The following is a 21300-nucleotide window of genomic DNA, read 5'->3' on the forward strand; positions in this document are numbered from 1 at the left end:
TGTCCCGCATCCGATCGGTTGGATGTGGGCTGAGCCCCTTGCCAACTTAGGGCCCTAGGTGCACCATGTTGTTCAGAGGGCAACGCTCAAGCGTCGTCTCCCATATGACAAGCCGTCATTGGATCGCGGAGCGCGACTCCATGAAGCTTGTGGCACGAGAACAGTTCGGTGGTTACGGATTTCGAGAGGCAGTAAACGACTCTCGAAATCCGCGCCCAGAAGACCGACTTCCGTTGCATTCAGCACATCTTCCGAGGGCCTTCTTTGGGCTGCTCGGATTGCACGAGCAGACGCGAGGGCCCGGGACAGATCGGGCTAGGGCACCCGGCGGCTTCGGTCGCTTGTTCGACTCAACTCAATAGTGCGATCCACCGCAGCATGACGGCCGTGTCCACACCGGCCGGGGCGGGTGGAGACCAGTCGGTCACCTCCCCTAGCGGGACACGAACCGACTCAAAAGAACGGATCTGTCCAAGGGCATGTACGCCGCGCGATGACACCGAGATGCGATTCCTCGGGAGAGCGGGATGAGGCCCAGATCCATACCGCGCACCACGGGCACGCCGCCTCCCGAAGAAGGAATAAGGCGGCCGTACGCGGCGGCAGAGACGCGTAACCCCAAGGCCTTTTTGCAGCCCTGTTTGCCCAGTCGTCCCCGGCTCCGGCCGGGGGCGTTGGGGAGCGTTGGGAATCCCCCGTTCCAGACGGCAGCGCGGCCCCGGTGCATCACCACCGGGGCCGCTGTTCGGGCCGTTCCTTTCGAGAGGAGCACGACCCATGAGGTACATCGGCACTGTTCAGGCGGTTGTTACCGCCGCAGAGTTCGATCGTGAGCCGACGGACGCTGAGCTGGCGGGCATCGAGGTTGAGATGCCCGTGATCCTGGCGGAAGTCGCGTTGCTGGACGCACAGCTCATGACGCTCGACCGCCCCGCGTCCGAAGTGGATACGCGGCGGATTCGCCGTGCGGAACACAAGCTGCTGACCGAGCGGCGCCATCTGGCGAACGTCGGTCGGCAGAGTCCGGCGGGGGTTGGGGCATGAACCGCACCCCCAAGGCCCTGCTCATCCTCGCCCTCGTTGGCGTAGTGGGGATGGCGTTCCGGGTGTCGTGGAACGCTCAACGCGATGTGGCCGCCACGGTGGGCGCGGACGCTGCGGCATCGCTGCTGTATCCGTTCGTGGTCGATGGGCTGATGGCGTTGGCGTTGGTCGCCACGCTCGTTCTCACCGGCCGCGATCGCCGCTTCGCCTTGCGGGTGCTGGCGGGGTACACCGCCGCGTCCCTGGTCCTGAACTACGTACACGGGTTGGTCCCCGCGCTGCACAACGGCGGAAGCCGGATGGTTCTCGCTGAGTGGGCGCCCGCGAATTGGGCGCTGGTGTTGCTGGCTACCTCGTTGCCGGTCGGGTCGATTTTCTTCGGTTCCGACCTGGTCGCGAAGGTGCTGCACCACCAACCCGCGAATCAGGATGAAACAGCGGTGACGCTGACAAATCAGTCGGTGTCTGACCTGCAAGAGTCGACCCCGCCCGCCGTGCCCGAACCGCCGGTACATCCGGCGATCGAGGCGGCCGAAGCGGCACCGATTCTCGCCCCGGTCGGGCAACTGGCTGCGGCTGTGGTGCAGGGGCCGCGTCGGGCGACCGGTCGAGTCCCCCAAGCCGCCCGAACCCCCCGCCCGATCCGCACGCCGGAAGAGCTGCTCGCGGAGGGGCGCGAGGTTACCGCGGCTTGGTCGGACGACGCTTTGACCGCCGAAGCGATCCGCAAAGAACTGCGGACCGCACCGGCCAAAGCCCGGATCGTTCGAGATGCGTTGAAGGCTGAGCGCGGTATCGCGGACGCAGCCTGATGCGCTTCTACGACCCGGACGGCACCAAGTTCGGGCTCCCCACCTTTCCGTTCCGACTCGCACCGGACGGCTTGGCGACGCGTCGGCAACTGCGGGCCGCTGGCCTGCGGCCGGGCGGGCAGGACATCGCCGCGCAGGTGTTGTGGTCCTCCCGCCGCTACGGCCGCCGTACCCGGGTCGCGTACCTGTACCGGATCGACCGGGCCAAGCCGGTGCGCCCGATGACCCCGGCCAAGTGGGCCGCGCTCGCCCTGGCCAATGCCGCCCGCCGGATGTGCCCGCAGTGCCGCACCGATGCCGGATACGTCATCCCGTCCTCGCTCGGATGCTGTGTGACCTGCGCGGACAGCGAACCGCTTGCCGCTTGAGGAACAGCGCCATCTCGAATCGCCGCGTGAGCCCGGTCCTAGCCGGCCAAAGCGAGACCGGGCCCCTGCGGCTCCCCGGATCCACAAAGGAGCACGATCACTGTGTCTGACCTTCCCGTGTACGACCAACCCGACGATGACCCGAACGACCCCGACAACGAGGCGTTCGACGGCACCGAGGGGGCGGTTCTGCCGTTCCTGTCCAAGCGCGACAAGCCCGCCGACACCCCGGAACCGGCGCCCGATGAAGCCGGGACCGGTGAGCGGGAGATCAACCTCCCCGATGACGACCCGCAAGCCGAGGGTCTGATCGAGGGCGAGGCCGTCGACCGCCCGCAGGTCGAGTATCCGGCCTCGCTGGCGGAGACGATGCAGGCCAAGGACAAGGCCCGCCACTCCGTCATCCCCGCGTGGATGAAGTCGGCCGCCCAGCGCCGGTTGGTCGCCCGGTGGGCGGTGCGGCACTACGCGGCCGTCACCGGCTTCCACGCGGTGCGCACCCCGCTCTACGGGGCCAAGCTCACCGCCTACGCCCCGCGCGGTCTGGCCCGCTGGACCGGCGCGGCCGGGCGGTGGCTCTCCGATGCGGAGTCCCGTCCGGTGCGGCTGGCGGCGGTGCACGCGGAGGACGCGGGCGAGTACATGCGCCTGGCGAGGCTGCGGGACGGCCGGGTGAAGATGCGCGGCATCCTCGCCTCGCTGGCGACCGTGTTCGGCTTGGGTGCGTCGCTGGCGATGTGGGTGCTCGCTCCCATGTGGCTGTTGGCGCTGTCGGTGACGATGGTGACCGGGGCCTTGGGGTGGGCGGGTGTTCCCGCAGACCGGCCGCTGATCGCGTCGGCCCGGGTGAAGTTCCGGAACCGCAAGCTGACCAGCGACATCATCACGCGGGCATTCGTCGTGGCCGGGCTGACCAACCCGGATCAGGGGGTGGCGTTCCCGCGTCCGATCGTGCCGGACGGCGACGGCTACCGCGTCACGGTCGATCTCCCCTACGGCAAGACCTTCGCGCACGCGCTGCGGGCCCAAGAGTCGCTGGCGTCGGGTATCGACGTGGCACCCACCCAGGTCTTCTTGGACAAGGACGAGACCAGCGCGCGGCGGGTGTCGATGTGGGTAGCCAATCAAGACCCGCTGGCGGTTCCCGCCGGTCCCTCCCCGCTGATCACAGCGGACCGGGTGGACTTCTGGAAGCCCTTCCCCTGGGGCCGCGACGAGCGCGGCAACGAGGTCATGGTCACCATGCTGTGGCTCTCGCTCCTCGTGGGTGCGGTGCCGCGTCAGGGCAAGACGTTCTCGGCGCGCACCATCGCGTTGGCCGCCGCGTTGGATCCGTTCGTGCGGCTGATCGTGTTCGACGGGAAGGCGTCGCCGGACTGGCGGAAGTTCGCCCTGGTCGCCCACCGGGTCGGGTTCGGGATCGTGCCCAAGAACGGCATCGACCCCGTCAAGCACATGGTCAACGCCCTGACCGAGCTGAAAGCCGATGTGGAGGACCGCTACCACAAGCTGTCCGAACTGCCCCTGCACCTGTGCCCGGAAGGCAAGCTCACCCCGGAACTGTCCCGGAACAAGGCGCTGAACATGCCGCTGACGCTGGTCATCGTCGATGAGGTGCAGGAGTACTTGCAGCACCCCGAGCACGGCAAGATCATCCTGGAACTGCTCGTCTACCTCGCCCGCGTCGCCCCCGCCGTCGGCGTCTCGGTCATGAACTCCACCCAGAAGCCCGACGACAAGGCGTGCCCGTCGGTGCTGCGTGACCAGCACCAGGCCCGCTTCGCCCTCATGGTCGGCGCCTACCAGGTCTCGGACGTGATCCTCGGCGCCGGTTCGCGCTCCGAGGGACTGGACGCCTCCCGGCTGCTGCGCTCCCACAAGGGCGTAGGGATCCTCAAGGGCATGAGCGATGACTCCGGCATCGTGCGGACCTACCTCGCCGACGGGCGCGACGCGGAAAGCATCCTGATCCGTGCGCAGGCGCTGCGTGAGGCCGAGGGCACGCTGTCCGGTGACGCGATCGGCGAGACGGCCGGAGACGACGCGGCGGCGGCAACTTTGCTGGACGACATCGCCGTCGTGATGCCCAAGGCCGAGGCCAAGCAATGGTCCGAGACCGTCATCGACAACCTCGCCACCCTGCGCCCCGACGTCTACGGGTCGTGGGCGCAGTTGAAGGGCGAGGCCAAGGGCAAGCACCTCGCTGCCGCGCTCAAGCCGTTCGGTATCGGCACTGAGCAGATCGGCGTCCGCATCGACGGCAAGCCGGTCACGCGGCGGGGCATCATCCGCGCCCACATCATCGCCGCCATCACCGAACGCAACCGGAAGCGGCCCGCCGCGTAGGCCCCCGGAGCTGCTAGCGCTAGCAGCACGCACCGCTAGCGCTAGCAGCTCCGCTAGCACCCCACATATGCGCTGATCAGGCCGCTAGCAGCTAGCGGCCTTCCCTGGTCACGCCCCAAAACCAGCCCTGGAGGCCCGTGATGACTCCCGCGCTCGCTGCTAGCACTCTCCTCATCCTGTTCACGCTCGGTTACGTCGCCGTGTGTGCCGCGCAGCCGTTCGCGGCCTGCCGCAAGTGCCGCGGCTTCGGCTTCAAGGTCAAGACCACCCGGCGCGGCAAAGCCAAGCGCGGCAAGGACTGCCGCCGCTGCCACGGCCACGGCGCCCGCATACGCCGCGGCCGCCACCTGTGGAACCTGTGGCGCAACGTCCACCGCGACGGCACCCGCTGAACCCACCCGCCCACGCACCCGAACGGAGTCCTGTCGTGGCTGTGACCGTCTCTCTCGTCCTGCTGTTCGGCGCCCTGCTCGCCTTCCTCCTCAAGGTCGGCTCCCTCAAAGCCGGGGCCTGCTTCGTCGCCGTGATGTTCGGCTTCCTCCTCGCCTCCACCGGCGCATCCGGACCCATCAACCAATTCGTCACCTCCACCGCCACACAGATCGGCCACATGCGCCCCTGACCACCGGACGGAGACCCATGCACGAGCACACCTCACCGGAAGCGGCCCGGCACTGGCTGGCCGCCGCCGTCCCGAAAGCCGCACCCGCCATCGCCACGTCAACCGTGCTGATCCTGGCCCGCATCTGGAACGCCAACGGCGCCCAACACAGCACCGGGGACGCGTGGCTCATGGGCATCCTCGCCACCGGCGCCGCTATCGCGGGCGGGTCCGCCGCGTCCGGCCGCAACGGAGACAGCACGCTGGCCGGAACGGCGTTCGCCGCATCGGGAACGCTCGCGTTCGCCGGAGTCGCCGCGTACGCCGATGGCCTGCCGTTGCCGCTGCTGCTGTGGGCGATTGCCACGGTTCTCGCCTACGCGCTGGCGGTGCGGTATTGGCGCACCGACCGCCGTGAATCCGTCGCTTTCGACCGGCGGACGGTCGAGCGGCATGAGGACCACCGGCACGTGGAGACCGTGGAAGTCATCCGGGCCCGTGCGCAGGTCGAGAGCGCGCAAGCCGGGGGCGCGTACGCCACCGCGCTTGCCGCCGCACTCACCGCCCGCGCCACCCTGCCCGGCTTCGACCCGGTCGCCGTCACCCGTGCCGGACTGCCCGAACTGACCGCCGCCGATTACGACCCCGACAGGAAGTGGTGACCCGCATGTTCGCGCCCGAGGCGTACGCCGATGCCCCGCCGATCATCCGCGAAATGAACACCGTCCTGACCCTCGTGGAAGCCCTGCGCATCGTGGCCACCCCGGAACGGATCCGGGAGTTGCAGCTCCGCAAAGCCGCACTGCTGGACCGCATCGCCCTGCACACCCCGCAGGACACCGACGCTGCCGACGTGGCCACCGACGCCGCGGACGCCTTGTTCGTTCTGGACTGCCCGGACCCCGACGAACGGGCCGAATTCCTCGACCAAGCCACCCGTCACCGCTACTGGCGCGATGGCCTGCGCGGCTACGTCCGCACGCAGTACGCCGCCTACTCCCACGGCCCGAACCCCGCCTGAATGTGCCGGGGCGGACGCCTCTCGCCAAAGAAACCGTCCGCCCCGGTCCCCAGTCCCTTTACACAGAACAGGAGTACTCCCAGCATGAGCCATGCCCTGTCCAACGTGCTGCTGACCGCAGCACTGGCCACCATCGATCGCGGCTGGCCCGTCTTCCCTCTGCGGGCCAACGCCAAGACTCCCGCCCTGCACGCCGAGGAACGGTGCCCGCGCACTGGAGAGTGCGGCGGCGGCCACCACACCCCGGAACAGCGCGCCACTGTGGATCGTGCGCAGGTGATGCGGTGCTGGCAGTCCGCTCCCTTCAATGTCGGCATGGCGCCCGGTCCGGCCGGGCTGGTCGTCATCGACTTGGACACTCCCAAGAGTCCCGAGGACACCCCGCCGGCCGAATGGTCGGGCATGCGGGATGGGATGGATGTGTTCTGTGCCCTGTGCGGGCGTGCCGGTCAGCCCGTGCCGGAAGAGACGTTCACGGTGCTCACGGGGCGCGGCGGGGTGCACTTGTACTTCACCGCTCCTGAGGGAAGGGCGCTACGCAGTAGTAGCGGGTTGCTGGGGTGGAAGGTCGATACCCGGGCGCATGGTGGCTACGTCGTGGCACCCGGGAGCGTCGTCAACAACCGCCCGTACACGGTCATCCGGGATCAGCCCCCGATCCCCCTCCCTGCGTGGCTGCTTGGGCCGTTGTCGCCGCCGCCCGCACCGGCCCCCATGTCGGCGGCCGTTCTGCGTGAGCACGTCCGGGGGGCAGGTCCCTACACCGCTGCGGCGGTCACGGGTGAAGTCGAAAAGGTGCAGTCCGCCCGTGAGGGCGGCCGTAATGCCGCTCTGTACGCCGCCGCGTACGCCCTCGCCCGCATGGTCACCCTGGACACACTGACCGAAGACGACGTGACGGCCGTTCTGACGGCCGCTGGACTGTCGGTGGGCCTGACGGAGCGGGAGTGCGCTACGGCGATTCGTAGCGGTCTGCTGCGGGGCGCACGCGGCCGGGTGAGGGCAGCGTGACCACGGTCCCCGAGGTCAGTGCCGAGGGCCTGTGGGACGGTCTGGCTGACCTCGAACCCGACAACGACGGGCCCGTGTGGGAAGACCCGATTCCCCTCAAGCGCAGCCGGGAGCTACCGCTCTTCCCCACCGGCACCCTGCCCGGGTGGCTGCGCGCCTTCGTGGAAGCGGTCGCCGAGGAGACACAGACCCCGGTCGATCTCGCGGCCTGCATCGCCCTGTCGGTGCTGGCCACCGCCGCAGGCGGCCGCGCCGTAGTCCACGTGCGCGGCAACTGGCGGGAACCCACCAACCTGTTCGTCGTGGTGGCTCTGCCCCCGGCCAACCGCAAGTCAGCGGTGTTCGCGGCGTTGACCGAACCGCTCTTTGAAGCGGAGGAGCTGCTCAAGGCCACCGTGCAACCGGCCATCGTGGAAGCGCAGCTCACCGCACGTCTGGCCAAGGAAGCGGCCGATCGGGCTGCCGCCAAGGCCGCTGGCGCTGAGGGCGGCAAGCGCGATGAGCTGATCGCCGCAGCCGTCGGCATGGCCCAGACCGCCGATGCGGTCACGGTGCCTGTCGAGCCGCAGCTTCTGGCGGACGATGCGACCGCCGAGACCGTCACGTCCCGTATGGCGGAGCAGGGCGGCCGGATCTCCGTCATGTCAGCGGAAGGCGAGATCTTCGACATCATCGCCGGACGCTACTCGGGCAAGCCCAACATGGGGGTGTTCCTCAAAGGGCATGCAGGGGACCGGCTGCGGGTGGACCGGCAGACCCGCAAGGAGTACATCGACCATCCCGCGCTGACCATGGGCCTGTCGGTTCAGCCCAAGGTGCTGGACGACATCGGCAAGGTGGCTGGCTTCAAGGGGCGCGGCCTGCTCGGGCGGTTCCTGTACTCGCTGCCCAAGTCCCTGGTCGGCGAACGAGAAGTCATCACCGACCCCGTTCCGGATGAGGTCACCGCCGCCTACACCCGCAACGTCATCGACCTCACGCTGTCGCTGGCGGAGTGGACCGACCCCGCCGTCATCCAGCTCAGTGCGGACGCCGATGCCGCGCTGATCGAGTTTCAGCGGCGGATCGAACCCAAACTCGCCGCACGCGGCGGGTCCCTGGGGCACATCAGCGATTGGGCGGGAAAGCTCGCCGGCGCCACCGCCCGCATGGCCGCTCTCCTGCACTTGGCGGAGCACCTGCAAGGTGGTCACGCGCGGCCGGTCGCGGTGGCCACCATGCAGGCGGCCATCACGATCGGGGAGTACTTCACCGCGCACGCGCTGGCGGTATTCGACGCCATGGGCATCGACCCGGCCATCAGCCGGGCCCGGTCCCTGCTGGAAGTCCTGGAAGCCAACGAGTGGACGGAAGTCAGCCGCCGCGACCTGTTCGCCAAGCTCTCCCGCGCGGAGTTCCCCACCGTTGCCGACCTCGAACCGGCCGTCGCCCTGCTGGAGGAGCACGGCTACCTGCGGGCCTATCTCCCCGAACGCACCGGCGCCCGGGGGCGACCGCCCGCACCGCGCTACCTGCTCCACCCCGCCCTGTCCAAGCCTGCGGCGTGAGCCGACCCGCGCGCTCAACCCCGCCCGCAAAAACCGCAGAATCGCAAAATACCCGGGCCGTTGCCGCTGACCTGCGGCAACGGCCCGCGCCGGTCCCCACGCGGACCGCGCCGCAGAAACACCGGTAATTCCGCAAAAACCGAGAGCCCCTTACATGGCGGCTCCGCGCCGCCGTCCGCCCGCTGTTTATTGCGGATTCTGCGGATTCTGCGGCAAACCACTCCCCGCGCACCGCCCCGCCACATCACCGCAGGTCAGCCGCACCGCACCTGGTTTCTGCGGATATTGCGGTTTCTGCGGCAGGGGCCACCCCTCCACCCGCCCGCCAGCGCAAGGAGCCGCAGTGACCACCGCCCCCATCACCCAGGCCCTAACCGGGCTGCCCGACCGGTATCTCACCCCCATCGACATTGCCGCGCTGCTGTCCGTGCCGCTGGAGACCGTCTACCAGTGGCGCCGCAAGCGCACCGGGCCACCCGGATTCCGTATCGGCAAGCACCTGCGCTACGACCCCGCCGCCGTTCACCACTGGATCTGCGAGCGAGCGTCCGACGACGCTGCCGCCTGAAAGCCACTCCCCCAACCCAGTCACACCGCGTAGGCCCGGCCACCTCTGGCCGGGCCTACGCGCTTCCCACACTCACCCCAGAGCAGGAGAAGACGTTGGCAGGCCACATCCAAGACCGCTGGTACAAGACCGAAAAAGACGCGGACGGAATCCCCCGCCGTGTGAAGAGCGACCGCTACGGCATCGGACTCCGCTACCGGGCCCGGTACGTCGGCCCCGACGGAACCGAGAAGAGCCAGTCCTTCCCCGACAAGCAAAAGCGCCTTGCCGAGCAGTGGCTCACCCGCATCGATGCGGACATGTCGCGCGGGCAGTACATCGACCCCGCCGCCGGCCGAACCACCTTCCGGCAGTACGCCACGAAGTGGCTCACCGATCACGCTTCCGACATCAACGGCTACGACGCCATCGAGAGGAAGTTCCGGCTGCACACCTTCCCTCACATCGGCACACGTCCGATTGCCTCATTCCAGCCTGGCCACATCCGAGCATGGCTCACCCGGCTGGAGAGCACCGGGCTTGAGGCTTCGTCCCGTCGCGTCATCTTCGGAACCATCTCCGCCGTGTTCAACGCGGCCGTGGATGACGGCTTGATCTCCAAGAACCCGTGCCTCGCCAAGTCCGTCCAGTCTCCGAAACCAAGCCCGTCGCGGATAGTTCCTTGGACCCCGAAGCAGATGTTCGCCGTACAGGCCGCGCTGCCCGAACGGTTCCGCGCGATGGTGGACGTCGGTGGTGGTGGCGGATTGCGACAGGGTGAGATCTTCGGACTGTCGCTCGATGAGCTGGACTTCGACGGCGAGTGGATCGCTGTGCGGCACCAGCTCAAGCGAGTACGCGGGAAGTTCGTCTTCGCACCGCCGAAGCGCGGCAAGCTCCGCGACGTGCCGATGCCCGGCTCTATGGCCGCTGCCCTGCACGCCCACATGAAACGCTTTCCCCCGGTCCGAATCACTCTCCCCTGGATCGCGCCGGACGGACCGCAGGTCACCAAGACCCTGCTCTTTACCGGGCGCACCGGGGACAGCGTGCGAGCGAGCTACTTCGACGACTTCATGTGGAAACCCGCTCTCGCTGCCGCGGGCTTCATCCCTGAGCCCGCAACGGGGGAGCGCCACCAAGCCGCGCGTGAGCACGGCATGCACGCGCTCAGGCACTTCTACGCCTCCGTGTTGCTGGACGCGGGCGAAAGCATCCGGGCCCTGAGTACGTATCTCGGCCATAGTGATCCGGGCTTCACCCTCCGGGTCTACACGCACCTGATGCCGAGCAGTGAAGGGCGGACGCGGAAGGCGGTGGATCGCGTGTTCAAGGCGCCCGCCAAACCGCTGGACGGCCCAGGGACGGCCCAAGCCGCGTAGGACCACCCTGGCCAGGGACATCCTCCCTGGCCAGGGGCTTGCGGGCCGGAGGATCCGCAACTTCATCTACTTCTTCCCGATCTACACCGGCCTGCCGATCTCCATGGACGCCTGGCATGCGCGGATGTGGTTCGACTCCTGGATCTGATCCTGGAGAGCCGGTCCGGGTGTGCTGATCCACATGGCTGGTCCTGGCCCCTTGGTCCGAACCTGATATCGACGCGTGCCCGGAATGAGACCCCCTGCGTCACTGGCGTCCCGTAAAGTGCGATGAAGAGCGCTTTCTTTGAACGCGTTCAAGTCACCTTGGGGGGGGGACGGGTCATGCAGCGGGGTGCCAAGCTCGGCATAGTCGGCGGGGTCTTTGCCGGAATACTCGGGATCGCCGGCTACGGCGTCTACAACGTGCTGGACGGGCTCAACAGCGACACCGCGTCGGCGTCGAGCCCGGCCGGTTCTGCGAAGAACACCAGCCCGCCCGGGGCCAAGGAGATCACCGACACCGCGGCCGACTTCCTCGCCGCCTGGTCCTCGGGCGACACCGCGAAGGCCGCGGGCCTCACGGATTCCGTACAGACCGCCACCGGCGCGCTGACCGCGTACAAGGACAAGGCGCACGTCTCCGCCGTGAAGTTCACTCCGGGCACCGCCGTCGGTACCAAGGTGCCGTTCAACGCGGCCGCCACCCTCACCTTCGAGGGCAAGACCTCGCCGTGGACGTACGACTCCACCCTCACCGTCATCCGCGGCACGAGCGGCAAGCCCGTCGTGCAGTGGAAGGCCGCCGTCCTGCACCCGAAGCTGACGAACGGCGCGACGCTGGAGACCGGCCCGGCCAAGAAGCCCTCGCTGGACTTCACCGACCGGAACGACAAGGTCCTCGACCCGGTGAAGTACCCGTCCCTGGGACGGTTCTTCACCCAGCTGAGGGACAAGTACGCGACCAAGGCGGCGGGCGGCACCCCCGGTATCGAAACCTGGATCGCCGGCGCGGACGGCAGCGTCACCGAGACCCTCCACGTCATCACCAAGGGCGCCGGCAGCAAGTTCCCAACCACCCTCGACGCGGACATCCAGGCCGCCGCCGAGAAGGCGGTACTGCAGCGATCCGGCTCCGCGGTGACCGCGCTGGACTCGCGCACCGGCGGGATCCTGGCCGTCGCCAACAACCCGGCGACCGGCCAGAATCTGGCCTTCGGCGCGCAGATCGCTCCCGGCTCGACGTTCAAGGTCCTCACGGCCGCGGCCCTTCTGCAGAAGGGCATCAAGCCCGGCGACCCGGTGCCCTGCGCGCAGCAGTACGCCGCTCCGCACGGCAAGCCCTATACGAACGTGGAGAAGAGCTCGAACCCGCAGGCCGACTTCCGCTGGGACTTCGCCAACTCCTGCAACACCGGCTTCGTGAGGCTCTCCGGGAAGATCGGCCCGGACACCCTCAACTCCGTTGCCGACAACAGCTTCGGCATCGGCCCGACGTGGAACTGCGGGGTGCAGTGCGTCGAGGGCAAGGTGCCCGTGGGCAGCGGCGACGACATGACCGCGGAGATGATCGGCCAGGGTCAGCTCCAGATGAACCCGCTCATCGTCGCCTCGATCGCGGCCACCGCCTCCACCGGCTCCTTCCACCAGCCGAGAATGGTGCCCCTGGACGTGATCGGCGCCCCGGTCGCCAAGGCCGGCGGCCTCTCGTCGAGCGTCACCAACGACCTGCGGTCGATGATGCACACCACCGCCGTGAGCGGTACCGCCGCCGAGGCGATGAGCGGTCTGAACGGCAGTGGCTGCGGCGCCAAGACCGGTTCCGCGGAAGCCGGCGCCACTCAGCCCAACGGCTGGTTCCTCGGCTACTGCGACAACGTGGCGGTCGCCTCCGTCGTCCTGAACGGCGGGCACGGCGGCGACTCCGCCGGCCCCATAGTCGCAGCCGTGCTCAAGGCGTCATAACGGCGTGACGCCTCTCATAACCGCGGCCGTGCTGACCGCGGCCGTGCTGACCGCGGCCGTGGCGCACGCCAGTTGGAACGCCATCGCGCACGGCATCAAGGACCAGTGGCTCGCCTTCACCCTGATGGGCATCGGCGGGGCGGTGATCGGCGCGGGGCTGGCGTGTTTCGCGCCCGTTCCGGCGTCGGGTGCCTGGCCGTATCTCATCGCGTCGGCACTGCTGCACATCGTGTACCAGTGGCTGCTCATGCAGTCGTTCCGGCTGGGCGACTTCGGGCAGGTGTACCCGATCGCCCGCGGCATCGCGCCCCTGCTCGTCACCGTCCTCGCGGCGGTCTTCGTCGGTGAACAGCCGGACGCCTGGCAGTCGGCGGGGATCGTGGTCGCGTCGGCGGGGCTGGCGGGCGTGGCCCTGTGGGGCATGCGCGGGAAGCGCGGACAGGGCAAGCACTGGCTTGCGGTGGCCGCGGCGGTCGCCACCGGTGCGTCGATCGCCGTGTACACCGTCGTGGACGGGGTCGGTGTGCGCGCCTCGGGATCGTCGGTCGGCTACGTCGGATGGCTGTTGCTGCTGATGGGTTTCGCGATTCCGTCCTACGTCCTCGCCACCCGGCGCGGTGAACTCCTCGAACAGCTGCGGCCGCTGGCCGTGCGCGGGCTGTTCGGCGCGGTGCTGTCGGTGTTCGCGTACGGGCTGGTGCTGTGGGCGCAGACCCGCGGCGATCTCGCGCCGATCGCGGCGCTCCGGGAGACGTCACTCATGCGTTGCTCGTACCGTGTTTGTCATGAGCCGATCTAAGAGAACGGTCACCATCACCCCCGGCGAGGACGCCGCCATCTACTGCCGGATCTCGCACGTCAAGGACGAGGACCAGACCGGAGTAGACCGCCAGGAGCGGATCTGCCGGGAGATAGCCGAACGGCTGCAATTACGCGTCGAGCCGGACCACGTCTACGTGGACAACAATCGCTCAGCCTGGCAGCGCAACCGCAAGCGGCCGGGATGGGACAAGATGCTCAAGACCATGAGTGAAGGCGCCATCCGGCATGTGATCGTCTATCACCCGGACCGGCTGATGAGACAGCCAAAGGACCTTGAAGAGCTGCTGTCCGTAGCCGATGACAAACGCGTCCTACTGCACGGTGAGGCGAACCGGCGCGACTTGTCCGACCCTGACGACCGGTTCATCCTGCGTATTGAGGTCGCGCACGCGTGCCGTTCCTCCGACGACACCTCGCGACGGCTTAAAGACTCGTTGGAGGACAAGGCCAGGGCAGGAAGTCCGCATGTGGGCAACCGTCCCTACGGCTATACCAAAGACGGACGCACGATCGTCGAGGCAGAGGCTGAGATTGTCCGGGAGGTCTACCGCCGATACCTCGACGGGGAATCCCCCGCCGCGATCTCTCAAGACCTGCATGCTCGAAAGATCCTCACTTCCAAGGGGAAAACCTGGGGGCCGGAGAACGTACGCAACCTGCTGTCGTCCAACTTCGTGGCAGGTATCCGGATTCATCGGGGTGAGGAGGTCGGGCCTGGATCATGGCCCGCCATCATCGATCGCGGTCAATGGGACGAGGTCCAGCAACAGAGGACGCACCGTGCCGCGCGCATCGAGAAGGAGCGCAAGCGCCCTGACAGGTACTACCTGCTGCGCGGAGTGGTCACGTGCACCTGCGGTATGCGCATGGCGGGCACGAACGGCGGCAGGTACGCGTACTACCGGTGCACTCGGGCCGCGCTCAATGGAGAGCAGAAGTGCGGTCGATCCGTTTCCGCCGGGCCTCTTGAGGAATTCGTAAGGGCGGTGGCAATCAAAGGGCTCGAAGAGATGGATGTCACCGGTCGTGAACCCGTTACGACCGTGCGCCCTGAGGCTGACGTGCGCGCCGATGACAAGGATCAGCGGAAGCTCAGGGAGCTCAACCAACTCTGGTTGAGCGATGATGACTTCACGATGACCGACTACCAGTCGATGCGCGCCGTCATCATGCAGCGGATCAAAGAACGTCAGCGCAAGACCGTACAGCGCCCGATAGCCGTGCTCGAAGGAATCGTGGGGCCGGATGCCAAGAAGAACTGGCAGGCGCTGGAGAAGAAACAGGACTACGCCCGGATGAACGCGATCTACCGGTTCCTCTTCTCCGCCATCGTCGTGCATCCGCCCAAGAGTTTGGGACGGGGTTTCGACACGGACCGGATCGAGGTCCAGGCGAATCCTCTTCCCTAGTGCAATCCGGCAGCAGGACCGAGGAGCCGCACAAGGCGGGCAGCGCTCTTCGGTCCTAGCCGCTTCGGGATCTTCGCCGCTTCGCGCTCCACGGCCCGCCTCCACTTATCGGGATCATGACGTGTCATCGGTCCATCGCCGACCTGCTGATCTCTTCGCGTGCGATCCGGCGGTTTGTCGTGAGGTCTTCGGCGATTCCGGCGGCGATGAGGGCGGCGCCGGGGGTGTGGCCGGAGCCGCTGTAGCGCCAGCGCGCATCGGTGGTCACGTCGGAAGCGTCGGTCAGGTCGGACCCAGCGCGTTCGTGCTGGGCGCGGTCCGCGCGCAGGGCCGCGTAGGTGGTGGAGTACGCGCGGGATTTGGTGAGGATGTGGCCCCGGTAGCCGAGCGTGTGAGCCCAGGCCCGCAGCCGCAGCGGCTCGAACTCCCGTAGCCCGCCGAGGCGCCAGCAGGTGCGCATGAGCGTTCGCAGGTGGGCAGTGACGGGCGCGAACTCGATTTCGGCAGCGCTGGTGACGGCGTGATCGAGACCGGCGGATGTGTCGGCAGCGCCCTTGGTGACGTACTTGGCGACGTAGGCGGCTACCGCGTCATCGGCCAGCCCCTCGCCACCGCTTAAGGCCCGTAGCGGCCGGGCGTCGAGTTGGCTGCCCCAGCGCAGCTCATGCTCTCCCAGGGCCAGGCCGTACGCCGTGCGGAGTCTGATCCGGTGCGCGGCCGACTGGACGGCGGCGGTGAGCCGGTCGGTGGTGCCCCAGACCGGGGGCGGATCGTGGGGGCCGCCGGGGCCGTCCAGGCGCACTACAGCGTGGACGTGGATGGCTGCGCGGTGTTGGTATTCGGCAACCTTGGCGAAGGACAGCCGGGCGTGTGCGGGGAACGTGGACTGTGCGAGCCCGGCCGCCGATGCCAGGTGCCGCCGTACGGCGCGGGTGAAGCGGGCCCACAGCTCCCCGGCGTGTGCGTGCCACAGGACGTGTGCGGTGTAGTCGTAGCAGTCGCGGCACAGGGGTTGGCCGGCGGACGGGTCCGGCACGGTGTGCACCAGGCCGCAGCCGATCGGCCGACCGTGCTCGCAGTCACCGCCGTCACGTCGGGGTCGGCACCGCTGGCCATCGGTGGCCCGGTGGACGGGGCCGAAGCTAGGGGCGGTGAGGGTGACGAACAGCCGGGGCCGGTCGCGGACTTCCGCCGGGACGCTCTTACCGCCGATGAGTCCGGCGCGCACGAGGTGGAAGGTGTCGCCCGCGTGGAGGCGGGAGCACGGCGCGCACACGGTCTGTCGCCGGTTGCGGCAGCGGACCATGAGGCGTTCGCCGGGTTCGCCGCTGGTGTCGTAGTGGTGCAGTACCTCGCCCGTGCCCGCATCGCGAGTCGTGGTGGAGCCGGTCAGGTAGACGGGGTGTGTGCATCCGCCGGTCGCGGTGACCTGCTCCAGCCAGCGGCCGAACAGCGGATCGTGGGCGAGGGCGATGATGTCGCGGTCTGTCTCGGAGAGCTGACGCAGGCGCGCCGCGCGGTCGAGTGCGGCGCGCCTGTCAGCGGGGGTCGTGAAGGATCCGCCGGAAGCGGTAATGGTGGGGGCCTCCCAGGGTGGGCCGCCGTAGCGGCAGGGGTGGACGGGTTTGGGTGGGTTGTGTCCATGGCGATCACTCCTTGTGGATCCAGGCGGTTGGACTGGTGCGGTGGCCGCATTGGTGCACCGGGCTACGGCGTCCGAGACTGAGTACCCGTACATCAGTACAGTCAGGGCACTTAACGAACAGAGGAGACCAAGTGCCGAGCAGAGAGAACGGTGTAGAACGCCATCACCAGCGTGCCGTTGCTATCCGGTGGGTACAGTTCGCGCTGCTCGGGCTCGTTGCCCTGTTGGCCGGATTCCGTATCTGGGAACGAGAGCCCAACGGTGTTGCGAACTCGATCACGTTCGGCCTTATGGCTGCATCCGCACTGTCCATCGGAGTTCTGGGACGCTATCGGGCAGGCGCCGTCAGGGCGGCCAACCAACCCGGTGAACCGTCGCGGTCACAGCACTAGCGGATGGTGCCTTTGCCCCGGCAGCAGCGGCAGCGCCGCAGGCGTCCGGTGCGGGTCTTGCGAGTGCGTTCGCCTTTGCAGACGGGGCAGATCACACGGCGCATAGTCACGTACGGGCCTCCGGGTGGTCAGTGGTGCAGGAAGCCGCCGAGCAGCCAGTTCACGGTGGCGATCACGGCCCAGCCCATCGGGGTCAGAGCCAGGTAGAAGCCGAACAACGCGGCCATGGAGGCTTCCCAGGGGCGCATGTCCCGGGAGCGGACCAACAGCACGGTGATGATTCCGAAGATCAGCACCAGCGGCATGGGGGTACTCATGCGGTTCCCTCCGTAGGGAGGTTCGCGAAGGCCCGCAACTTCGGTGCCCGGTCCGCGTACCGGGCCGCCGCCGCTTGTGCCTCCGTCACGGTGGTCAGGTGCGATCTGCCGCGCACCCAGCCGCCGTCATCCGCCGTGGTGACCGCGACACCCTGTTCCCCCGGGGTGATCGACTGGGCGACGGCCGCCGCGTCCTTGTTGAGGTCCCCGAGGGTCATTTCCGCTGTGCCCGGGTCGTTGACTCGATGGCAGATCCGTCCGCCGAGCTGGGCGCGCAGGGCGGTCACGCCGGGGCCGAGGTCGGAGCCGACCCGTTGCCCGGCCACCACCAGGTGCACGCCGAGTGCGGCACCGAGTTGGGCGATGCGCAGGAGGTAGGTGGAGCACTGTTCGGCTTCCGCCTTGTCCTCCCGGCCGCCGGAGGTCAGGTAGAGCTCGGCGATCTCATCGACGATCACCACGACCGGTATCGGTCGGGCGATCTCCGGGAGATCCCAGATCGAGCGTGCCCCGGCCATCCGGCACACCCGCATCCGCTCTTGCAGATCCACCACCAGTGCCGAGAGCACCACCAGTGCTTCCCTGCGGTTGGTCGCCAGCGCGGACAGACGGGGACCGAAAATCCCCAGCTCCATACCGCCCTTGCAATCGATCCCGACAAGTGCCACGCGTTGCGGGGCGAGTTCGGTGACCAGCCGAGCCAGCAGCGTGGACTTGCCCGAGCGGGTCGCACCGACGATCAGCCAGTGCGGCACACGGCGGAAGTCCATCACCCACTCCCGGCCGCTCTCCAGCAACCCCACCAGCGCCGTCAACAGCACAGCCTCAGCCGGGGCCGGAGGCGCCCCGGGTGCCGCCAGCGGATCAACGGCGGTAGCGACCAGGTGCACGATGCCGCGTTCCGGTGAGATCACCCGCACCGCGAACACCCGCCAGGCGTGCGCCAGCGCTTCGGCCGCCGCCATGAACCGCAGGGGCGTCTGTCCCGGATGCAGCCGCACCACGACCGATAGGCCGTTGGGTGTGGCTCGGGGGAAGGAGATGCGCGGAGCCCGGGGCCGCAGCGCTTCGCCCTTGACGGCCAGCCCGCCGACCCGGACCTGATTGGGGCGGTAGGAAACCGACAGGTCGTTGAGGTGCGCGACCTTCCGCCAGGTGAACACCACCCGTGCCGCCGCGACCGGGTATCCGGTCAGGTACCAGTACCAGGTAGGGCGCCACTCCCGCAGCGCGCTACCTGCTACCAGCAGCCAGGCGAGCACGACCAGCCCGAAGGCCAGCATCAGCGACCCCATCAGGCACCACCCGTCTTACTGGCCGCCGCCGTTGCCGACCCGCCAGCGGCGGGTAGGTGCGGCGCGGGGGTGATGGCTGCCGCGCGGAAGCTGATCCCGTGCCGGTCGCCCATGGCCCAGGCGAACGCCTCCAGGCCGGTCACCTTGACCGGCATGCCTTCCTCGATGCCCTTGGGCTCACCGGTCACCGAGATCTCGATCACCGAGACCCGCCGTCCTTCCTGTCGCACCGTGACGGCCACGGTGTAGATCGTGTTGCCGTCCTTGTCCTTCTTGACCTCCTTGTTCTCGAAGTTGCTGATCTTTGCTTCCGGCGCGACCGCGCACCGCAGTACGCCGAGCCGGGATGTGTCCACAGGTATGGCTTGCATGGGTGTTGGTCTCCTTGACCACTCAGACGCGGCACATATGCCGACGTCACTCGTCCTTACGTGTGATGACTATGCATGTCTTGACGAGGAGACGCAAGCACTTATGCTGACGAGTGACGTAACACGTCGGGCGCTGTCCGCCCGAGACCCAGCCCGCGCCCACCAGCGGAAGGCCACCCACATGCCCGGCATCGAGCGCCACGAACCGCTGTACCAGCAGGTCGCCACCGCCATTCGCGCGGCGATCACCTCAGGCGAATTCCCGCCCGATGCCCCGCTTCCCTCCGAGGCCCAGCTCATCGAGCGCTACAAGGTCTCCCGCCCGACCGTGCGCAACGCGATCGCCGCACTCAGGTCCGAGGGACTGATTGACGTGATCCACGGCAAGGGCAGCTTCGTGAAGGGCGCGTCGACACCGCCGCTGACGATCGAGCGGAACATCACCCGCACGGGCAAGACGTTCGCCGCCGATCACACCGTGTGGGAGCAGGTCCATGAACCGACCGTCTACCGGACCACCACCACCGCCGCTACCGGGCCCCTCCTCGAACTGGGCGAGGAGGAAGCGCTCTTCGGCGTCGATCGCGTGCTGATCAGCCTGGCCACCGGCACCCGCGCACTGCACCGGGTACTGATCCCGTTCGCCACCGCCGAGATCGCGCCGTCCCTCGCCGAGGCACCGGACGCGGCGCCGGAGGCGATCTACGCGGCGCTGACCGCCGCCGGGCACAAGCTCACGTGGTTCGAGACCGTGCGGGCCCGCATGCCGCAGGCCGACGAGCGCAGCGCCCTGGAGTTGCCCGACGCCACGCCGGTTGTCCACATCCTGCGCGTCACCCATGGCACCGACTACCGGCCCCTGCTCCTCGAAGAGCTGCGCAGCAGCGGCGCCCAGGTCCAGCTCTCCTACCGGATCACCGCCGACAGCCCCCGCACGCTCCGCGCCGTCCGCAGCTGACGAGCCGGATCGGTCCAAACCTTCTTCACTGACTCAAGGGCGCGCCTGCGGCGCGCCGGGCGGCCCTGCCGCCTCTCCGGGCTGCGGCCTGGCGGCCGGTCCCGTCGAGCGACAGCCGCCCCACCCCGCGACGCGCCAACCGTCAGCAACGTCCAACCCTCCGTCACAGCCGGGGCGTTGTGGCTGGGGGTCGACGGCCTCCGAGGCTTTAGGCAGCCACCATGGGGCGAGCCTCTAAGAGCAGGGGGCCACTCGGTCACATTGCGGGCAGGGGTGAAGCCTGCCCGAGTCGCGGGTCAGCGTACGGCCCCCTGCTCTCTCCCCCCATGGCAGCTCCCGCCCAAAGCCTCTCCGGCCGGCGACGTGCCCACGATCCGCACCCGGACACTGCAGGCCGAGCGCTGCGCGGCCCATCAACTCGCTTGCCCCCACCGGTCCGCCGCCGACCGCACCAGCGACGCCACCTGACGGGCCACAAGCGCCGGGAGCACCACCCGCACCCGTCCGGCCCCGTCCGGACCCGTACCCGCGCGCAGCCTCAGGCCGGACACCTCCACACCGGCCGCCGCCAGCGCATCGGACAACGCCTCACCGGCATTGACCGCCTCCCGCCAGCCCGCGACGTAATCCACCCCCCGCACCCACACCATCGCGTCAGGGTCGAACTCCTCGTCCTCGAATCCGCCGTCCCCAGGGTCGTACATCCGGCTCCAGTCCCTTCGCCGCACGTTGGCTGAATCTGGCCATCCGAGGCGCATCGAAGCGAGCATGACAACAGCCCCGGTACCATCGGCACCAGGGTCCTGATCATGGGGATTCCTAGCCGGACCACCCCAGTTGCTTCCAGGCGCGAGGGGTGGTCCGGTCTTGCGTCAGCAGTTCTTGAGCACACGGCCCGGCCCCCGAACGCAACAGGGGGTAGTCCAGGAGCCGGACCGATTCCCTCCCCGGCACGGTCAGCACACCCACGCGGCAGGCAGAATGGGCAGACCGCCGCGTGTCATTCGCGCCAGGGAAGCTCAAGAGCGGAAGCCGGAACGACGACCCCCGCCCGACCTATGGGGGCGGTGACCGCCCCTCCCGCTCTTCGGCCGCCACGCGCTCAGCGAACCCGTGCAGCAACCTCCGCAGGCGCTGCTGTGTACGGGCATCGGACATCTCGGCCGCGATCCGGGCACGCTCCCCATCCAGCAAGCGGAACAACCGGCGATCCGTCACATGACGCCACCACCACTCCTCCACCACGAACGCCGCCGACGACACCCACTCACGCACACCCTCGCCCCTCACCGAGGCCCCTCCACCAGCGAGGCCCGGAAGAAGCTTGTGATCACACCACGAAATCCCGTGTGCCCAGTCAGCCCGGCATGCCGCAGACACCACACCTCCGGACCCTCCTGCTCATCCGCCGCCGCCGACGCCTCACCGCACGAAGTGCACTCCGCCGCATAGATCGGCCCGCTACCCG

At 68.5% G+C, this 21300-nt stretch carries 22 protein-coding genes; 16 read left to right on the forward strand and 6 right to left on the reverse strand.

Annotated features, from left to right (window positions below; all coding sequences use genetic code 11):
• The first annotated feature begins 777 nt into the window (after positions 1 to 777).
• From QMK24_RS07500 to QMK24_RS07570, 15 genes are all read left to right on the forward strand, one after another.
• Positions 778 to 1044, forward strand: a complete 267-nt coding sequence (locus QMK24_RS07500) for a DUF6284 family protein (protein WP_283464428.1) — start codon at positions 778 to 780, stop codon at positions 1042 to 1044.
• Complete coding sequence (locus QMK24_RS07505) at positions 1041 to 1856, forward strand: DUF2637 domain-containing protein (RefSeq protein WP_283464429.1); 816 nt, start codon at positions 1041 to 1043, stop codon at positions 1854 to 1856. The genes QMK24_RS07500 and QMK24_RS07505 overlap by 4 nt, the downstream gene beginning before the upstream one ends.
• Positions 1856 to 2224, forward strand: a complete 369-nt coding sequence (locus tag QMK24_RS07510) for an RRQRL motif-containing zinc-binding protein (protein ID WP_283464430.1) — start codon at positions 1856 to 1858, stop codon at positions 2222 to 2224. Before QMK24_RS07505 ends, QMK24_RS07510 begins: the two co-directional genes overlap by 1 nt.
• Before the next feature lie 102 nt (positions 2225 to 2326).
• The gene (locus QMK24_RS07515) at positions 2327 to 4570 is read left to right on the forward strand and encodes a cell division protein FtsK (protein ID WP_283464431.1); all 2244 of its coding nucleotides are present in this window, start codon (positions 2327 to 2329) and stop codon (positions 4568 to 4570) included.
• A gap of 140 nt (positions 4571 to 4710) precedes the next feature.
• The gene (locus QMK24_RS07520) at positions 4711 to 4962 is read left to right on the forward strand and encodes a hypothetical protein (protein WP_283464432.1); all 252 of its coding nucleotides are present in this window, start codon (positions 4711 to 4713) and stop codon (positions 4960 to 4962) included.
• 35 nt (positions 4963 to 4997) lie between these two features.
• On the forward strand, positions 4998 to 5192 hold the full coding sequence (locus QMK24_RS07525) for a hypothetical protein (RefSeq protein WP_283464433.1): 195 nt from the start codon (positions 4998 to 5000) through the stop codon (positions 5190 to 5192).
• Positions 5193 to 5209: 17 nt separating this feature from the next.
• Entirely contained in the window at positions 5210 to 5833 is a 624-nt protein-coding gene (locus QMK24_RS07530; RefSeq protein WP_283464435.1) for a hypothetical protein, read from the forward strand.
• On the forward strand, positions 5830 to 6192 hold the full coding sequence (locus QMK24_RS07535) for a hypothetical protein (RefSeq protein ID WP_283464437.1): 363 nt from the start codon (positions 5830 to 5832) through the stop codon (positions 6190 to 6192). Before QMK24_RS07530 ends, QMK24_RS07535 begins: the two co-directional genes overlap by 4 nt.
• An 84-nt stretch (positions 6193 to 6276) precedes the next feature.
• Positions 6277 to 7203 (forward strand): bifunctional DNA primase/polymerase, encoded by a 927-nt coding sequence (locus QMK24_RS07540; RefSeq protein WP_283464439.1) that lies wholly within the window; start codon positions 6277 to 6279, stop codon positions 7201 to 7203.
• Positions 7200 to 8750 (forward strand): YfjI family protein, encoded by a 1551-nt coding sequence (locus tag QMK24_RS07545; protein ID WP_502962529.1) that lies wholly within the window; start codon positions 7200 to 7202, stop codon positions 8748 to 8750. The genes QMK24_RS07540 and QMK24_RS07545 overlap by 4 nt, the downstream gene beginning before the upstream one ends.
• A 343-nt stretch (positions 8751 to 9093) precedes the next feature.
• On the forward strand, positions 9094 to 9318 hold the full coding sequence (locus QMK24_RS07550) for a helix-turn-helix transcriptional regulator (protein ID WP_283464441.1): 225 nt from the start codon (positions 9094 to 9096) through the stop codon (positions 9316 to 9318).
• Positions 9319 to 9413: 95 nt separating this feature from the next.
• Positions 9414 to 10679 carry a tyrosine-type recombinase/integrase gene (locus QMK24_RS07555; RefSeq protein ID WP_283464442.1) on the forward strand — a complete coding sequence of 422 codons (1266 nt, stop codon included), beginning with the start codon at positions 9414 to 9416 and terminating at the stop codon, positions 10677 to 10679.
• Between the two features lie 324 nt (positions 10680 to 11003).
• Positions 11004 to 12623: a penicillin-binding transpeptidase domain-containing protein gene (locus tag QMK24_RS07560; RefSeq protein ID WP_283464443.1), complete on the forward strand. Its 1620-nt coding sequence runs from the start codon at positions 11004 to 11006 to the stop codon at positions 12621 to 12623.
• Between the two features lie 4 nt (positions 12624 to 12627).
• The gene (locus QMK24_RS07565) at positions 12628 to 13422 is read left to right on the forward strand and encodes an EamA family transporter (RefSeq protein WP_283464444.1); all 795 of its coding nucleotides are present in this window, start codon (positions 12628 to 12630) and stop codon (positions 13420 to 13422) included.
• Positions 13409 to 14854, forward strand: coding sequence for a recombinase family protein (locus QMK24_RS07570; RefSeq protein ID WP_283464445.1), 1446 nt, complete (start codon positions 13409 to 13411; stop codon positions 14852 to 14854). Before QMK24_RS07565 ends, QMK24_RS07570 begins: the two co-directional genes overlap by 14 nt.
• 124 nt (positions 14855 to 14978) lie before the next feature.
• On the opposite strand, the gene QMK24_RS07575 is transcribed toward QMK24_RS07570, so the two are convergent.
• The 4 genes from QMK24_RS07575 to QMK24_RS07590 all read right to left on the reverse strand — a co-directional run bounded on the left by QMK24_RS07575 (position 14979) and on the right by QMK24_RS07590 (position 18874).
• Positions 14979 to 16592 (reverse strand): replication initiator, encoded by a 1614-nt coding sequence (locus QMK24_RS07575; RefSeq protein WP_283464446.1) that lies wholly within the window; start codon positions 16590 to 16592, stop codon positions 14979 to 14981.
• A gap of 427 nt (positions 16593 to 17019) precedes the next feature.
• Complete coding sequence (locus tag QMK24_RS07580) at positions 17020 to 17208, reverse strand: hypothetical protein (RefSeq protein WP_283464447.1); 189 nt, start codon at positions 17206 to 17208, stop codon at positions 17020 to 17022.
• Positions 17205 to 18503, reverse strand: coding sequence for an FtsK/SpoIIIE domain-containing protein (locus tag QMK24_RS07585; RefSeq protein WP_283464449.1), 1299 nt, complete (start codon positions 18501 to 18503; stop codon positions 17205 to 17207). The genes QMK24_RS07580 and QMK24_RS07585 overlap by 4 nt, the downstream gene beginning before the upstream one ends.
• On the reverse strand, positions 18503 to 18874 hold the full coding sequence (locus QMK24_RS07590) for an SCO3933 family regulatory protein (protein WP_283464450.1): 372 nt from the start codon (positions 18872 to 18874) through the stop codon (positions 18503 to 18505). The genes QMK24_RS07585 and QMK24_RS07590 overlap by 1 nt, the downstream gene beginning before the upstream one ends.
• 181 nt (positions 18875 to 19055) lie before the next feature.
• Between QMK24_RS07590 and QMK24_RS07595 the strand changes: the two genes are divergently transcribed.
• Positions 19056 to 19832, forward strand: a complete 777-nt coding sequence (locus QMK24_RS07595) for a GntR family transcriptional regulator (RefSeq protein WP_283464451.1) — start codon at positions 19056 to 19058, stop codon at positions 19830 to 19832.
• Positions 19833 to 20245: 413 nt separating this feature from the next.
• On the opposite strand, the gene QMK24_RS07600 is transcribed toward QMK24_RS07595, so the two are convergent.
• Together QMK24_RS07600 and QMK24_RS41735 are read right to left on the reverse strand one after the other, a co-directional pair.
• Positions 20246 to 20536, reverse strand: coding sequence for a hypothetical protein (locus tag QMK24_RS07600; protein ID WP_283464452.1), 291 nt, complete (start codon positions 20534 to 20536; stop codon positions 20246 to 20248).
• Positions 20537 to 21118: 582 nt separating this feature from the next.
• Positions 21119 to 21286 carry a DUF7848 domain-containing protein gene (locus QMK24_RS41735; RefSeq protein WP_502962530.1) on the reverse strand — a complete coding sequence of 56 codons (168 nt, stop codon included), beginning with the start codon at positions 21284 to 21286 and terminating at the stop codon, positions 21119 to 21121.
• Positions 21287 to 21300: the final 14 nt, after the last annotated feature.

Source organism: Streptomyces sp. PH10-H1 (genome assembly GCF_030063355.1).
Classification (GTDB): Bacteria; Actinomycetota; Actinomycetes; order Streptomycetales; family Streptomycetaceae; genus Actinacidiphila.